This window comes from Bradyrhizobium sp. MOS001, assembly GCF_004634465.1.
Classification (GTDB): Bacteria; Pseudomonadota; Alphaproteobacteria; order Rhizobiales; family Xanthobacteraceae; genus Bradyrhizobium; species Bradyrhizobium barranii.
On record NZ_SPVJ01000052.1, the window covers coordinates 34,556 to 50,184 of the forward strand.

Annotated in this window: 19 protein-coding genes; 14 read left to right on the forward strand and 5 right to left on the reverse strand. The window is 61.2% G+C overall.

The genetic code is table 11. The features are described 5' to 3' along the window. Positions 1-23 precede the first annotated feature (23 nt). The 3 genes from CT676_RS36985 to CT676_RS36995 form a co-directional block, all read right to left on the reverse strand. Positions 24-326 carry a hypothetical protein gene (locus tag CT676_RS36985; protein WP_135216610.1) on the reverse strand — a complete coding sequence of 101 codons (303 nt, stop codon included), beginning with the start codon at positions 324-326 and terminating at the stop codon, positions 24-26. A gap of 168 nt (positions 327-494) precedes the next feature. Beyond that, entirely contained in the window at positions 495-1,682 is a 1,188-nt protein-coding gene (argE, locus tag CT676_RS36990; RefSeq protein WP_135216611.1) for an acetylornithine deacetylase, read from the reverse strand. Positions 1,683-1,786: 104 nt separating this feature from the next. Then, a complete protein-coding gene (locus CT676_RS36995) occupies positions 1,787-2,437 on the reverse strand; it encodes a TetR/AcrR family transcriptional regulator (protein WP_135216612.1) in 651 nt (216 codons plus the stop codon). 94 nt (positions 2,438-2,531) lie between these two features. On the opposite strand from CT676_RS36995, the gene CT676_RS37000 reads away from it, so the two are divergent. From CT676_RS37000 to CT676_RS44505, 11 genes are all read left to right on the forward strand, one after another. Further along, the gene (locus CT676_RS37000; protein ID WP_135216613.1) at positions 2,532-3,014 is read left to right on the forward strand and encodes an anthrone oxygenase family protein; all 483 of its coding nucleotides are present in this window, start codon (positions 2,532-2,534) and stop codon (positions 3,012-3,014) included. 830 nt (positions 3,015-3,844) lie between these two features. Further along, complete coding sequence (locus CT676_RS37010; protein ID WP_244623392.1) at positions 3,845-4,999, forward strand: tyrosine-type recombinase/integrase; 1,155 nt, start codon at positions 3,845-3,847, stop codon at positions 4,997-4,999. A 64-nt stretch (positions 5,000-5,063) separates the two neighbouring features. Beyond that, entirely contained in the window at positions 5,064-5,354 is a 291-nt protein-coding gene (locus CT676_RS37015) for a hypothetical protein (protein WP_135216614.1), read from the forward strand. A gap of 242 nt (positions 5,355-5,596) precedes the next feature. Continuing rightward, positions 5,597-6,289, forward strand: a complete 693-nt coding sequence (locus CT676_RS37020; RefSeq protein ID WP_135216615.1) for a hypothetical protein — start codon at positions 5,597-5,599, stop codon at positions 6,287-6,289. A gap of 105 nt (positions 6,290-6,394) precedes the next feature. Continuing rightward, on the forward strand, positions 6,395-6,619 hold the full coding sequence (locus tag CT676_RS37025) for a hypothetical protein (RefSeq protein ID WP_135216616.1): 225 nt from the start codon (positions 6,395-6,397) through the stop codon (positions 6,617-6,619). A gap of 417 nt (positions 6,620-7,036) precedes the next feature. Continuing rightward, positions 7,037-7,336, forward strand: a complete 300-nt coding sequence (locus CT676_RS37030) for a hypothetical protein (protein ID WP_135216617.1) — start codon at positions 7,037-7,039, stop codon at positions 7,334-7,336. Continuing rightward, on the forward strand, positions 7,333-7,518 hold the full coding sequence (locus tag CT676_RS37035) for a hypothetical protein (RefSeq protein WP_135216618.1): 186 nt from the start codon (positions 7,333-7,335) through the stop codon (positions 7,516-7,518). Before CT676_RS37030 ends, CT676_RS37035 begins: the two co-directional genes overlap by 4 nt. Next, positions 7,515-7,817: a hypothetical protein gene (locus tag CT676_RS37040; protein ID WP_135216619.1), complete on the forward strand. Its 303-nt coding sequence runs from the start codon at positions 7,515-7,517 to the stop codon at positions 7,815-7,817. Before CT676_RS37035 ends, CT676_RS37040 begins: the two co-directional genes overlap by 4 nt. Positions 7,818-7,849: 32 nt before the next feature. Then, complete coding sequence (locus tag CT676_RS37045; RefSeq protein ID WP_135216620.1) at positions 7,850-8,209, forward strand: hypothetical protein; 360 nt, start codon at positions 7,850-7,852, stop codon at positions 8,207-8,209. Positions 8,210-8,259: 50 nt separating this feature from the next. Continuing rightward, the gene (locus CT676_RS37050; RefSeq protein WP_135216621.1) at positions 8,260-10,431 is read left to right on the forward strand and encodes an AAA family ATPase; all 2,172 of its coding nucleotides are present in this window, start codon (positions 8,260-8,262) and stop codon (positions 10,429-10,431) included. A gap of 327 nt (positions 10,432-10,758) precedes the next feature. Further along, positions 10,759-10,917 (forward strand): hypothetical protein, encoded by a 159-nt coding sequence (locus CT676_RS44505; protein WP_167768291.1) that lies wholly within the window; start codon positions 10,759-10,761, stop codon positions 10,915-10,917. Positions 10,918-10,982: 65 nt separating this feature from the next. Here the strand turns inward: CT676_RS44505 and CT676_RS37055 are convergent, their stop codons facing one another. Continuing rightward, positions 10,983-11,702: a recombinase family protein gene (locus tag CT676_RS37055; RefSeq protein WP_343287561.1), complete on the reverse strand. Its 720-nt coding sequence runs from the start codon at positions 11,700-11,702 to the stop codon at positions 10,983-10,985. Positions 11,703-12,504: 802 nt separating this feature from the next. On the opposite strand from CT676_RS37055, the gene CT676_RS37060 reads away from it, so the two are divergent. Further along, on the forward strand, positions 12,505-12,762 hold the full coding sequence (locus CT676_RS37060) for a hypothetical protein (protein ID WP_135216622.1): 258 nt from the start codon (positions 12,505-12,507) through the stop codon (positions 12,760-12,762). A 795-nt stretch (positions 12,763-13,557) separates the two neighbouring features. Then, positions 13,558-13,767 (forward strand): hypothetical protein, encoded by a 210-nt coding sequence (locus CT676_RS37065; RefSeq protein WP_135216623.1) that lies wholly within the window; start codon positions 13,558-13,560, stop codon positions 13,765-13,767. Positions 13,768-14,035: 268 nt separating this feature from the next. Here CT676_RS37065 and CT676_RS37070 read toward each other — a convergent pair whose 3' ends face one another. After that, positions 14,036-14,266, reverse strand: a complete 231-nt coding sequence (locus CT676_RS37070; RefSeq protein ID WP_135216624.1) for a hypothetical protein — start codon at positions 14,264-14,266, stop codon at positions 14,036-14,038. A 1,138-nt stretch (positions 14,267-15,404) separates the two neighbouring features. Here CT676_RS37070 and CT676_RS37080 point away from each other — a divergent pair. After that, positions 15,405-15,629: hypothetical protein (locus CT676_RS37080; RefSeq protein WP_135216626.1), on the forward strand; the 225-nt coding region annotated here is incomplete at its 3' end.

The window sequence follows — 15,629 nt, forward strand, 5'->3', positions numbered from 1 at the left end:
CCGCTCTGATGGCGATTGGCCTGCTACCAGGCGCGAATGGTGAACCTCGGTCCGACGTAGTAGCCGCCGTATCCGCGATCGTAATAGCCGGGACCGGCGTAGTAGTTGTAGCGCCTGCCGGGGAAGTAGCTGGGGTCGTCAAAGTAGCGCAGGACATAGCGTCCCCGGGTCCGCCAGCAGCGTCCATAATACTCGTTGCAGATCAGACCGACTTGGTCGACGTCGGAGATTTCGGCAGAGCCGATCGTCGTTGCGTTGAGCGGCGCGGCGGGAGCGGCGGCCGCAACCAGCGCGGCCCCGAGTGCGCCCAGTGCGATGGCCTTCATGGAGTTCTCCCTTCGGTTAGGCGAGAGTCTGGAGCCTAGCAGAAGGGAGCCTTGCCTGTCGGGCAAATCAGCTCCCGCAGGGTGGGCAAAGGCGCATCATTGTCCGCCATTCGCACGGCGCAACAGAAGTGGCGGGTTACGCTGCGCTAAGCTAACCCACCCTACGGGTCAGCCCTTCACACAATGCGCGATCAGCCTTTCCACGAAGCCTGCGCATTTCTCCAGCTCCGCCATCGCCACGAACTCGTCGGGCGTATGCGCTTGCGCGATCGCGCCGGGGCCGATCACCACCGACGGGATATCCGCCATGCTGGCGAACAGGCTCGCCTCGGTGCCGAAGGCGACCTTGGCGTGGTCGTTGCGGCCGGCGAGGCTTTTTGCCAGTGTGACGATGGCGGCGTCGGCCGCCGTGTCGAGCGCGGGATAATCAAGGATCTCCTCGAAATCGATGCCGCACTCCGGATGTCTCGCCTTCATCTCCGGCTCGAGCTCGGCCTTGGCCCAGGCGACGATCGCATCCGTCACCTCGCGCGACTCGGTGATGCCGATGCCGCGGCATTCGAAATCCACCGTGCAGGTATCGGGCACGATGTTCAGCGCGGCGCCGCCATGCACGATGCTGGTGAGCAGCGTCGAATGCGGAACGTCGTAGAGGCTGTCATTCGATCGCGCGGCCGCAAGCTTCACGGCACGGCGACGGATTTCGGTGATCAGCTCGGCCGCGTATTCGATCGCGTTGACGCCGTCGGGCGCGATCGAGGAGTGGCGGGCGAGACCACGGAATGTCGCGCGCACGCCGTGCTTGCCCTTGTGGCCGATGATGACCTTCATCTCGGTCGGCTCGCCGATGAAGGCGCCGAGCGGCTTGATCTTCTTCTTCGCGACCTCGCGCAGCGTCGGCCGCACGCCGACGCAGCCGATCTCCTCGTCATAGGAGATGGCGAGATGGATCGGCGTCGTCAGCTTCGCTTCCAGCATCTCCGGCACCATGGCGAGGCACACCGCGACAAAACCCTTCATGTCGGTGGTGCCGCGGCCGTAGAGCTTGCCGTCGCGCTCGACCAGCTTGAACGGATCGTGGCTCCAGTCCTGGCCCACGACCGGCACGACGTCTGTGTGTCCCGACAGCACGAGGCCTGGACGGTCCTCCGGTCCGATCGTGACCCAGAGCGAGGCCTTCTGGCCGGTGTCGTCGACGATGCGCTCGCCCTTGACACCGAGGAAAGCGAGATAGCTCTCGATATGGGCAATCAAGGGCAGATTGGTGCGGTCGCTGACGGTGTCGAAGCCGACGAGGTCGGCGAGGAGGTTGCGAATGCGATCGGGTCGTGAACTCGGGAAAATCGGGTTGGGCATTGTCTCGTCCATGAGATGGAGGATGGCTTCGCCGCCTGCACGAAACATACCAACGGAGTGGCGGTTCGGGCAAATCGGATCGCGAAGGGTGCTTTCGCTGAACCTCAGCCGAGCGCGGAGAGATCTTTCGGCAGCATTCGCTTGAACAACTCGAGCGTACGCCGCGCCTCCGCCGGCGGCAAGGCGATGGCGTGACGAACCGCGGCGGCGATCTGGATCATCGCCAGTTGCGAGAAGGAGGTGAGGGCGGCGGCGGGCTGTTTCGGCGCGACGCGCTTGAGCGCCTCGCGCAAGAGGCCGGCGAGAAAGGCCACACCCTCCTCGTCGATCTTCCGCAAGCTTCGGTCGGCCTGCTTCGCCTGCCAGATGTGATGCATCACAGGATGCTCGCGGAACATCCGGTCATAGCCGTCGGTGATGCGGCACAGCGCAGCGTGCAGGTCGGACAGCTTCTTCATCTCGGCGAGGTCGCGCTGGACGCATTCGCGGCCGATGACATTGCATCGCTCGGCAAGCGTCCCGATCACCGTGCTCTTGTCCGGAAAATATTGATAGAGCGAGCCGAACGCGATGCCGGTGCGCTCGACGATGTCGCTCATCCGGAAGGCATCGCTGCCTTTCTCGGTGAGGATCTCGGCCGCAGCCGTCAGGATGCGATCGAAACGCTTTCGGCTTCGCTCCTGCGTCGGCACCAGCGGCGTGCGTCGCGCGGCCGCGTGCGTCGTCTTGTCCGTCCTGCTTTTCCGTTCCGGCATGCTGATTCCCGCCATCCGCGCTTGACGTTAGAAATAAGAGAGTTTATCGCATTTATCAAATGCGAGAGTTTATCGTATTTGAGGGAGCTGCGGCATGAGGCAGGTTTTTACGACCGGACTGCTCTGGTTTTCGGCGATCGGCTGCGGCCTCATGGCCGGAATCTATTTCGCCTTTTCGACCTTCATCATGACCGCGTTTGACCGGCTCGATCAGGCCGCCGGCATCGCGGCGATGAACGCGATCAATGTCGACATCGTACGCTCGCTGTTCATGCCGCTGTTTCTCGGCACGACCGTGGCAGGCGCGGCGCTGGTGGTGATGGGGACGTTGCGCGTCAGCGAGCCGGGGGCAATGAGCATGATCGCCGGCGGCGGCCTCTACGTCATCGGCATGTTCGTCGTGACGATGGTGTTCAACGTCCCGCTCAACAACGCGCTCGCCGCGTTGCAGCCGTCCGCGCCGGAGGCTGGCGCGGTGTGGGCGACGTATCTGAAGGACTGGACGTTCTGGAACCACGTGCGGACGGTTGCGTCGGCGGTCGCAAGCGGGTTGTTTGTCGCAGCGCTGGCTTCGTAGGCCAAATCGGCATCGTAGCCCGGATGGAGCGAAGCGAAATCCGGGGCCACTATGTCCGGGGGGCGCAAACCCCGGATTACGCTTCGCTCCATCCGGGCTACAAGATCTTCAGTCTACAAGACCTTGCGTTGCCCGTCGGGCAAAACACTCAAACTCTCGGTCAATGTGTACTCGCGAAAATATTCCGCTTTATCGAAATTCGGAAACGGCGTATCCGTCGCCGCAGCCCGGCCCAAGGAAGAGGGCGTATCGCGATCGTCACGAACGCGGGCCGGGCGGCGGTGGACGCAGGTCACATCGGCACGAAAAGCTTCGCAGGGCGGGCGACCGTGAGCGAAGACCTCGCGCCAACGACAGATGTGATCGGCGTACGGCCAAATCGTGTCGTCCTGGCGCCCGGGGTCTGTGCGCCAAGTCTTGCGGTGATGTGGCAGCCCGACCGGGCATGCGCATCAGTCATCCGCAACGGCGACGGGGGCAATAGTGCATCGCTCCCCGGGGAGAGCTACGACATAAGCCGTTCCAGCCACTGCGCAGGGAAAAACAAAGAGTCGTATGAAGTTCTATGGAGCGGTGTGGAGTCCGCAAGCTATTGATAGACCGCGCAATATCCCCATAACGTGTCATGCGCCTCCATGAGGCTTCACAGACACGATCGCGACACTTCGCGGGAACGGGGAAACCATCTTGGCACGCAAGGTCAGCTTCAGCGCACTGGAAAGTCGCAGCGCACGACTGCGATTGAAAATTCGCCGCAGGCCGTACAGCGGCCCGACGCTAGCGCGCGGCATCTCGCTGATGTACGCCGCAACGCGACCAACGGCACATGGGTGCTGAAGGCCAGCGACGGCCACGGCGCTTACTGGACCAAAGGCTTTGCGCTCGCCGACGACTTCGAAAATGCCGACGGCAGGAACGTACTGACCTTCTATCAGGCGCAAGACGCAGCCAAGAAGCTCGCGCGCGGCGAGGACGGCAGCGCCGACACCGCGCCGCTCACCATCGACGCCGCGCTGAAGGCCTACAAGCGCGATCTGGAGGCGCGCAGCGCTAACCCCTACAACGCCGAGCACCCACGCTTGCACCTCACCAGCGCCCTGCTGGCGAAGCCTGTGACGCTACTGACGTCGAAAGACCTGAAGTCATGGCGCGACGGCCTGCTGGGCAAGATGGTGCCGTCAACCATCAACCGGCTCTGCCGGTGCGTGTGCGCGGCGCTGACGCTGGCGGCAGAGCACGATGAGCGCATCAAGAACCGCGATGCGTGGGAGATCGGGCTCGCCGGTCTGCCGGACGCGACAGAGGTGCGCAACGTCGTCCTCTCGGACGACCAGGTGCGCGGCTTCGTCGCGACCGCGTACGGCATCGATCATGAGTTTGGTCTGCTGATTGATACGCTGGCGGTGACCGGCGCGCGGCCGAGCCAAGCCGTGCGCCTGCGCGTCGAGGATCTGCACGACCATCCGGTGCGGCCGAAACTGTCGATGCCGAAGAGCGCGAAGGGCGGCGGCAGAAACCGCAGCCAGAAAAAGATCGAACGCTACTCGGTGCCGATCACCGTGCAGCTCGCGGCCAAGCTGAAGGCGGCAGCGAAGGGCCGCGCCGACGATGCGCCCTTGCTGCTGCAGAGCGACGGCCGGGAGTGGGATAAGAGCCCGGGCCAGAATTGCCACCGGCAGGTTGACAACGTCGTCAAAGCCATCGGGCTCGATCCCGCCGAGGTGACGATGTACGCGCTACGGCATTCGTCGATCGTCAGGATGTTGTTGGCCAATGTGCCGATCCGGCTGGTGGCATCGCTGCACAACACCAGCGTCGCGATGATCGAAAAGCATTATTCGAGGTATATCACAGAGCACTCCGATGACGTCTCGCGCCACGCACTGTTGCGGCCCGAGTCGCCAGTCGGAGAGAATGTCGTCGCGCTCTCGGGGAGCGCGGCGAGCCATCTCGCAGCCGCTTCATATTCCTTAAAGCTTGGTTAAATCGAGTTTTACTCTGCCCGTTTAAACATCTGGCCACATGAAGCGCAGTTCAGTGGACAACAGGATGGCCCGTCCGGAAGTCTGTGGTCGAAAGCCGAGTGCAGGCAAGGAACTAGCACCCAAGGAGCCAACGCCCCGCCTGGCGTTGTCGATTCCCGAGTTCTGCGAAGCCCACGGAATTTCCGAGGGCATGTTTTACAAAATGAAAAAGCAAAACCGGGGCCTTACCCCGCGCGAGATGAAGATCGGAACTCGGACGCTGATCACGTTCGAAGCCGCCGCCAAATGGCGTGCCGAGCGCGAAGCCGCCAGCACAGCGTCCCCCGAGAAAGCCCGCGCCAAGCGCGAGCAGTAGGCCACCTATCGACTTTGGCTCTCCGGCCGGAACCGGACAGTCAAGTCGAGCGCGTTCGGTGTGGCACGTCAGAACAGTCTGTTCGCTGTGGGGGCACCCGTTGCGGCCAAATCTCGTCTTGGCGCGGCTCGCGGTTACTGCCTAAGATCCCCGCTCGGCGCGGCTAGGCCGACGGGCCGACAAGCCGGATTTCGCACCCGGTCGCCGCGCGTCTCTCGTGCGAAGCGCTTGCGAGGTGCACCATGCCGAAGAAGCGGCCGGCCAGCCAATGGCAGCCAGCAGGCATCGAACTGCTGGATGTCTCGTCCCTCTATGGTGACGTTAAGATTTGCGAATTGGCGGGCATCATAGGTTCTCTTCGCGGCGAGAAGCTGCGTCGCTTTGGGATTGCCTTGCGGAACACCCTCGGACGTCTGAACGCCTCCCTACACTATGAAGGACGCCCCGGTAGCCCGGAGAAACGGGCCGCGATCGAGGCTGTCGCGCGGCCACTATCCGAGCTTCGCGTCGCCTTGAGCAAATTGGACACGGACACCAGCGAGCTCATCCTCGCTGCCGCTGAATCTGATCCCTGGGATCAGGACACGGAGCCGCCCCCTGACGGGTGGCCAAGCGGCTTGGCCAGGGGGCGCGTCGGTCGCGCGCTCGACGGCGTGGAGAGCCTCGCGCGCTGGGTGCCTCACGTTGAAGAAGCCATCGGCAAAAGCAAGGGCGGCAGACCGAAACAGGAAGCAATCCAGCAGGCAATCACCGATCTCCGCGAGATCTGGACTCGGTACGCTGTTCGCGAACCTACGCTGAGCTATGATGGCCTCACCAAAAGAACCAGCGGGCCATTTTTGGACTTGTGCCAAGCCGCTCTCGCGCCGCTGCTCGAGAAGCGAGGCATTGGCGCCAATTTGGAACGCCCAGTCCGCAAAGCCCTGTATGGGTGAAACCTATCCCTGCGAGGGATAGGTTTTGTCCATAGTTATTCTGTCACAACACACTTCGATCTACCTTCGCATCGTTGCAACTCATGTCCGCGAAGGAGACTGCGTATGCGAGAAACCACTAAGCGCTTCGTGACGCGCCGGCAGGGGGTCGAGCTAGCGAACGCCGAAGGCATTCCGCTCACTAAAAGCCGCGTCGATAAGGACTGCATGAAGGGCGTCGGCCCCAAGCCGGCCGCACGGTTTGGCCCACGAGATTTATTCACTCCAGACACGTTCCTAAAATACGCGCGCGCGCTAATCCAGCCGATCAACAAGTCGGAGGCGGCGTGAGAAGCGCGAAATCCAGTCGGCGCTGACCCGCGAGTGCGGGGCCATGCCGGAGATAATGGGTGCTTGGAGAGTCCCCGTTATCGCCGATCAGCCGCCTTGCCGGCTGTCGATCACCACAACGAAAGGAGGTGTCCCCAAAACCGCGAGCGCCCCCTTCTGGAGAGGGAGGGGCGCAGCGGTCCAAAGACGAGGACGGAAAACGAGGACGTCAGAAGACCTCGGTTATAGAGCCCGGCTCTAATCCCGTCCACGAGCAGCAGTGCAATCAGAAAGGAATATCAACCCAGCAACACGTGCTCCGCAGGGAGCGCGAACGGAGACGCGCGTCATGTCGTCCACCTATACCGCTCCGATCGTTCACGCCGACATCAAGGCCCTGGCCGCCGAACGCTTCCACGACGCTGATGGGGGCGCAGCATGATGAAGTTGTGTTCCCATTGTCATCAGCCACTGCCGGAACTGCGCGCGGGGGTTCGGCTATCGCCGCTCAAGGCGCACATCTTCGACGTAATCAAACGCGCCGATTCGAACGGCATCACGATCGAGGACATCAACGCGATCTGCTTCAACGGCCGGGCAAGCGCCGTCAACGTCCGCAATCACATTCACCAGATCAACGACGCGCTGGCTGGGACCGACTTTGAGATTCGCGGCGGCGCACCGGGAATGGTTGGCTACTTCCACATCGTCAAGCGGCATTGGAATGCCGTGCCATGACCGAGGCCCAAACCACATTCGCCAAAGCCCACGAGCGCGCGCCGCTTGAAGCAATCACCGATGCGATCTTCGAGAAGTCGAGGTTGAGCGACTGCGATGCGGTCGTGGCCCGAACCGCCGAAACCGCCGAGGCTTCGCTGGCGGTATTGACGGGCAAGCGCTTACTTCGAGGTGCGAGATGATGGACGCGCCGCTGCTGGCAGGGTTACGCATTCGGCTCGAACGGTCGAAAGACGTTCCGTGTGGCGTATGCGGCCAAGCCGTCGTCGTGGTCGGGAAAGCCGCCGGGCCGCATGTCGCAAGCCTGCATTGCGCAACCTGCGACCGCCATCGCGGATGGCTGCCGAAAACGATCGCCGATTTTCTGATGGAAACGATCAGCCAGTTCGGTTGGCCTCCCGAACCCATCACGATCCGCAATCCGGAATTCGCGCAAGCGAATGCGACCACGCTTTGGGTGCACGCGCGGCCGCAATGTTAGCACCCTGAACCCGACATGAGAGGAAACTGAACATGTCAAACGTATCTGACTTCGATGATCTATACGGGAGCAAATACTTCTCTGCGCCCGACCTGCATGGCGAAACGTGGCTCCGCCGGATCGGCAAGGTAGCTCTGGTCGAGTTGAAGGAGAAGGACGGCAGTACCAAGCGCAAATACCTCGTCTACTTCGACGGCGTCGAAAAGGCGCTCGTGTTGAACAAGACCAACGCGCAAAAGCTGGCGGCTGCCTACGGCAAGGACCATTCCAAATGGATCGGAATGGAAGTCGAGCTCTACGCTGAAATGACGACGCTTGGCAAAGAAGGCGTGCGGGTGCGTCCGCTGAAGCCGACCAGCACTTCTGATCTGAATGACACGATCAATTTCTAAAATCTGGCGGGGCCGTGCTGACACGGCCCCCCATTCTTGACGAGAATTCTATGCAACTCGCAGGCTGGCAGATTCTGGACGCCGCCACGACGCAGCGCAAGCGCCTGCTACAGGCTGGTTATTTGCCGCTTCCGACTGAAGGGAAAAAGCCGCCGATCGCCGGTTGGCAAAATATTGTCGCCGACGAAGGCGAGATCGACGGCTGGTTTCATCAATATCCGACGGCCTTGAACACCGGGATTTTGACGCGCACCACCCCGGCGGTAGATATCGACGTCTATGATCCGGACGTCGCGCAGGCGATCGAGATGATGCTGTGGGACTTGATTGGCACTCGCGGCATGGTGCGCTTTGGTCAGGCGCCGAAACGTGCCGCGTTGTTTCGAACCGAAACCCCGTTCGGAAAGATTTCGACGCCGGTCTTCATGTCACCGACGGCGCCGCGGCACCGCGTCGAGGTACTATGTAACGGCCAGCAAATTGTTGTGCTCGGTACCCATCCAGGCACCGGCAATCCCTATTCCTGGCACGGCGGCGAACCCGGCGATGTGGCTCGTGCCGATCTGCCGGAACTCACCGAAGCTCTAGCGCGGGAATTTGTCACCAAGGCTACTGATATCATGCGCGCGCAGCAGGGCTGGACGGAAGAAGTACGCGAAGCCAACCTTGCGCAACATGCTAAAGGCGACAGCAACGACGAATTCGACTCAATCTATGGCAGCCGCCAGCGCAAATATGCACTGGCTGCGCTGCAAGGCTGCATCGCCGAGCTGTCCGCCATGGCTCCGGATTCCGGCCGCAATGACAAGCTCAATGCCGTGGCGTTCCGGCTTGGCACCATGTGCGCGCGCGCTTGGATCAACCGAGACGAGGTTGAAAGCCGGTTGTTTGCGGCGGCCGTCGCGTGCCGGCTGGTGGCCGACGATGGCGAAGCTGCCACGCGTGCCACGTTGGCATCCGGCCTGGGCGGCGGAGAACTGAAGCCCCACCCGGATCTCACTGACGAGACAGGATCTGCTCCTTCCAGCAATCCGGCGCCGACCGTCGATCTCTTCTGGCACGGCGAACCTGACACCCGGCCGGCCCATTCCTGGCTGGTCGAGAAACTGATCCCGGGAAAGGGAATCGGCCTGATGTCCGGTCAATGGGGCGCTTGCAAAACGTTCGCTGCGTTCGATCTCAGCGCATCGATTGCATCGGGCATGCCGTTCGCCGGCCGCGAGATCGCCCGGCCCGGTGGCGTGCTGTTTGTTGCTGCTGAAGGTGGCGACGAAGTCCGCACCCGGCTTAAGGGTGTCGAGCACAAGCTTCGCGCCGCAGCGTTTGTTGCATCAGCTGCGGGCAACCCGATCGAGGCCGACGTCAACCATCTGCCGCTGGTATGGATCGAGGAGCCGGTTCGGTTCAACACCAAGGCTGGATTTGAACAGCTGCTTATCATTGCGGGGACCGTTAACAATCAAATGCTCGAGAAATTCGGGGTACCGTTGGTTTGCATCATCATTGATACCATGATGGCCTCAGTCGATTTCCAGGATGCCAACAGCGCCGCCGAAACCCAGCAGGTTATGAACGGGCTGCGAGGTCTTAGCCAGAAGACCGGCGCGTTCGTGCTGGTCGTCGATCACTTCGGCAAGAATATCGAAGTCGGCACCAAGGGTTCCAGCAACAAGGAAGACGCCAGCGACCTAGTGCTGGCGATGCTGGCTGATCGTGACGTCGGCGGTAGCATCAGCAACACTAGAATGAAGGTCAGAAAATTGCGCAACGGCAAGTCTGGTGTCGAATTTCCGTTCAACCTGGTTGAGGTCGATCTCGGCGACGGCGAAACCACCTGTGCCATCGATTGGAAGCCGGAGCGCAACGACACCGGCAAGGGCACCAGCGGTAAGGAGAGCTGGACCAAGACCTTGCGGATCCTCCGCAGCGCCATGGAAACTGTGGTCATCGAGTACTGCCGGGACCTCTTCCCCTATGGCAACGACGGACCGAAAGTCCACGCTGTAACCCTCGAGCAAGTACGGACTGAGTTCGTTGCCAGCTATCCGGCTGATAATGAGGATCAGCGGGCTAGAGATGCCGTCAAGCGCAGTGCTTTCAACCGCGCCATGAAGGATGCGCGGGAGCGGTTGTTGATTTGCTCACGCGAAATCGAAGGCGTGGACTATCTCTGGTTGGTCGAGGAAACCGAGCTTGACTGGCTGAAGCGGACTGGAGCCTGAAGGTGCGAACGCGAATTATTGTGAGAAAAATTCGCACAATTCGCATTCCACTGCGAACGAACAAACGTTTGTCCACACATTCGTACGTTCGTTCGCAGTGAGCTACGCCCCCCTGGCTGGCTACTCAAAACGGTGCGCGAGACGCTGTACAGCATTCGCGGCTTAGGACGAACTGAGTTATACTGGGGTCTAGAGCCCAATGAACTTGGGCATCAGCGGGAGGGGTACCCACCCGGTAAACCATTGGCACGCAAAGCAATACCAACGGACATACGGTCATTGTGCCGGACATATTCGGCGGAGGCTATTCGTCACCTCGCCGCGATCATGCGCCAGCCAGAATATTCACCCGCCGCGCGCGTGCAGGCCGCCAGCGTTCTGCTGGATCGCGGCTGGGGTAAGCCGCCGCAAGCGCACACAGGCGTGGACGACAAGGACATCCGCGTCATCATCCGGCAAATTGGCGAGTGCCGCGACCAGGATTGACGTCTGGCATCCGACAAGCCAACCAGCACCTCCCTCTGAGCGCCTAATATGGCGCATCGAAGGATTCACTCCTGGTCGCGCAGGCCGAGCCGCTTCAACATTCGCATCACCGACATTGCCGACCAAGTGCCGCGCCGAGGCGCAGGCACCTTGCGCTCGTTCAGCTCGTCCGCGATCTCGCGGTAGGGTAGTTCCCAGCCGATCTCGTGCAGGATGTCGACCAGGCCAGCGTCACGAGCTGCTGCAGCGGCCGCGTTCTTTGCCCCCAACCCGGCGTCGCCGAGCTGCACACCGCGTGCTTTTGCAGCCTGGAGAGCATCCCTGGTGCGCTGGGCGATGGTTTCGCGCTCTTTCTCGGCCATGGCAGCATAGATGTGCAGCATGAACGGATCGACGTTCCTGCCGAGTTGGGTGACGATGAATGGCACCCTCTTGCTCATCAGGTCTGCGATGAAGGCGACGTCGCGCGACAGGCGGTCGAGTTTGGCAACAACGATCTCGGTCCTCAGCCGCTTGGCCGTACGAAGTGCAGCGGCGAGCTGTGGGCGCTTGTTCAGAGCGTCCGAACCTTTGCCGGTCTCGACCTCGATGAACTCCTGGGCGATCTTCAGGCCTTCACTGGTGGCGAACTGTGTGACAGCCCTGCGCTGTGCCTCAAGGCCCAGGCCTGACCGGCCCTGCTTGTGCGTCGAGACGCGGTAGTAAGCAACAATCTCCGATGACATGGCGCTTCGTGTACCGTGTGAACCAACCTCCATATGGTACAAAGCCAGGTCGAAATGCAATAGCTGGCGCGATCCGGCAATGCTCCGAGTGGAGGTTTTTGGGAGATGTGCTCATTGTGCGCAGCTACTGACCACTGACCGACCACCAGCGCTGCACAGTGCGACCGGATGGCGAAGCTGGCCAGCGCCTGGCGGAACTCATCAGGCATTTTGATGGCGAACCGGGGCGCCGCTAGGATCAGGCTCCGCGAAATCGCCAAGGGGGTGGGTGACCCCCGGGGCCATAGGTCGGGATCGAAGGTCGATGGGACTCCTGTACCGGTTACACCCCGCAATGCAATGGCGCTGGATACGCTCGCCGGGGTGCGAGGGGAGATGGCGAGGCTCTACCGGCTCGGCCTCGCTGGTGGCGTCGGTGATCTGACGGATTATGATCCGATGCGGCCCGCCGGCCTCGTCAGTATGCGGCTGGATCGGTCGGCCCCAGCCGCGATCCAACAGAATACCTGCCGCCGCCACGCGCGCGGCCGGTGGCACGCCTTCTTGGCTGACGATCCCGGCGAGCACCTTGACGCATAGCGCGGGTGTGCCCCCGCGCCAGCGACCGCAAATCGGTTGGGACTTTCTTTCGGGGCAATGGTGTGCGGGGTGACCCTACCCCCTCCTTTTGGCGGCGCCCAGCGCTGGCGTCACGCGCATACTCTAGCACAAAAGGCGCCCACGCCCGACGGAGGATACGCCGTTACCGCGCCGGTTGGTGTTTGCGCTTACTCAATCAGCTACCGCGTTGCGAGATGCAATTTTCTTGTTGTTGTTTGCTCGATGTGTTGGGCTCCATCTGCAGGGAAGCGAGGAGGTGGCCTTGACCTTCACGATCCACTCGTCAAAGGACGGAAACGTCCAACAGACATTGAGAATTGGTTCTCGTTCAGCAGTCGAGCGCGCGCTCGCGCTCCACGACGCTGGTTGGGACGTGTACATAACTGACGCGGCTGGTCGTCAATATCAGCCCGAGACCTTTGAAACTCTTGCTGCTCATGGTCCGGCGCTCACGATTGCAGATCAGATGATCCCGCGCGCCAATTTGGAAACGCACTTCTCGCGCCGCGAAGTTCCGTAAATCAACGATTGCACAACTGGACTTCAACGGTTGGGCGTGGTGGCTTGCGGCCGACGCGCGTCGTCGTTGACAATCGCACGAACCCCGACAAAGGTCTCTCCCGCGGACCGCCTGCAGCTCCGGTGGGTCAGTAATCACCGACTGCCTTCTCGCTCCGATAAGGCGGCTAGATAATTGAGGCGATAAGCGCGTTGAGACGCGGTGTTCAACGGCGGTCCCAATAGTGCCGCATCTATCCTTGGACTTTCCACAATCACGGAGTTGCGACGAGGCCTGCTTCGTCCGGCATGACGGGCGACCGAAGTAATTGCGACTGGGACTAACATTTTTCGACCCGCCACTAACGTTGGCTGCTGGCCAGTGTGAGGGCGCTGCCAGGGGCGGTCACGATGTCTGTTTATGAGGGTGGAGCAGAAGTCCTCAGTCATCGCCTAAACCGACGCAAATGACCCAAACCGGAAGCCGCGCCTGCTCGTGATGGCTGTTGTTTCGCCGCGCAGCAACGGGCGGCTGGCCGCAAGAAAATCAACCGGGGTGTATAAAAAAGAACATCCTGCGCGACCTTTTCGTGTCCAATGCTGCAAGCTCCGATATGGAGCCGCAGAAAGAGACGATGCACTCTTAGGCGGCTTGGTTCTCTCTGCCGGAACAGGCCCTAAGGCGACCTCAGTTGGAGCCTCTCGCGCTCTATCCTGGCGGAATAGGGCGATCTCAGGCCGAGAAGACAAATAGGCACACAGACCAGACAGCTTTTGTTGGTGACACGGCCATGGTGGACAATAGGGAGTAGGTGCAATGAGAGTCTCCTCGATTGTCGGACTGCTGTTTGCAGCAGTGATGTTGGCGATCATTCCGGTCTCGCCGCAGGTGACACCGCGCGGCTTGGAGTTAAGCGTTGATCAAGCGCAGGCCGTCACGTACCGGCGCGCCCGCGTGACGGCGCGTCGTGTCGACCGTCGCGATTACCGCTATACGCGTCGCGCCGTGCGGCGTGGTGCTTATTAACGGAGCGCGATGGGCAAGGGTGTTGGCGCGGGCAGAGAGCCAGAACCGGTTCCAGTCGTCGCAGCGCGCGAGGCATGCTATGACCCCTCTACCAGCGGGCGACGCGTTCCTTACGGTCGCCATTATGAGTGCCACTTTCCTGACAGAGGTCGCTCTTTTCATCCTGATTGGATTGATCTGAAAGGAGCGCAAGTGGCGGCGGCTCCCGTTAAAGTCTGCTCAGTCGGGCATAGCGGACAAGATTGGTGCAGGTTTGGTATCCGGGCGATCAGCGCGATCGAAAGCGCTTGACGCCGGTGGTATGATTTCCGCGATGTGGCCGTACTGACAGTCCCGATGCCTCGCCATGCATGCCCGAATTGATGTCGCCACGCATGCCCGAATAGATGGAGAAGGTCGGGTCCGCGGCTAATGCCGCGGCGGGTTCCCATGCCGAGGCGGGCGTCGCAAGGAGCGCGGAACAAACGAGCGCTGCGCCCAAAAAGTTGAAGCTGGTCATGGTATCCTCTTGTTTACTGGCGTGCACGATGCGCGTGCTGTCCATTGACATGAATGACAGTTAGGCGTTGGCATTCCCCTCGCGCAGGGGTGGCGCAATCACGCTTCGTCGATCGGCGTGATGCTGATGTCGGCAACCGGCCGCGTTTCGCAAGCCGTTGAAAAACTCTCTCCGGACTGTGAATAGAATTTTAGTCGCCGATGGCGCGTACACGCGCAACGGCGCGTGACGAGCGCGGGCCGGAATTTGTGATCGATGCCTCCGCCGACCTCGCGCAGTGGTAAACGACCATGAACAAATATTTCAATTTAAGCCACCGGTCGCTCCACCCATTTCCAAAGCAGACGCCAAAATGTTTTGGCTTCTGTATCCAATGGAGAAACTGAATTGACCAGATTCAAAGTTCTGTCGGCTGGGCTGATCGCCGCATCCATACTGACCACGCCCCTGATGGCTCGGGAATATCGGCACGTCGCGAGGTCCGATGTCAGCGCCCCGCGTGGCGCCCTTGATGGGCGCGACTGCGTCCGCGCTCCGGACGTCGGCGCATATGCGTCGGACCCCTACACCAGACCCCCGTGCGAACCCACGTCGTTTAATTGATCAGTCGGCGCCGCATCGGGCTGAACGGCCCAGGCAATGAACCTGGATCGATAACGGTGTGCCCCTTGGCACTGTAATGTGGGGAGCCTGCGAATAGTTCGGGCTGGGAGCCGATTTATCACCAGCCCGAATTCTTTAAATGACCCCACGCTGCTGCTGCCGAGCATTCCAATTCGCTGCGGTGCATTGGCCCGGTTGTGGCCCTTTTGCGAAGTGGCTGCCGACACCGAGTACGTCCGATTAGCGGTGCAGACCGGAAGTGCGCGGGCCGTAGCCAAAACGGCGCTTTTGACCCAATCATGCTGGCCGCGAGGGCAAGGCCAACGCAAAGAGGACTGCGGATCCGGTCACTCATTATCTGTCACCTTGGCAACCAGACCCTAGCGAAACCTGCGTCCCGTCGTCGGGCCGAGCTTGATCTATCTCAAGTCCCTGAGCGGCGATTGGCGTTGGTTGGCTTGTCCGATCGGACAGCCAGGAGAGTTGTCGCGATCAGATGGATAGCCGCAATGGATTCGCTTTGTAGGAGGAGAAAATGAAGCGAGCCGTCCTCATGACGACCATTGTCGCTCTCGGGGTGATCCAGGGGACACGCGCCGAGCCCCAGGCCGCCCAGTGTTCGTCCTTCTACATCTCGGAAATCAATCTCGTATCGACGGCGGACGGCGAGGCCGGGCACGTTCAGACCTTTGTGGGGTTTGGCCCCTCCAAGGAAGAGGCAGAGAAGAGCGCCCTGGGATGGTGCTCGCATATCAGGTTC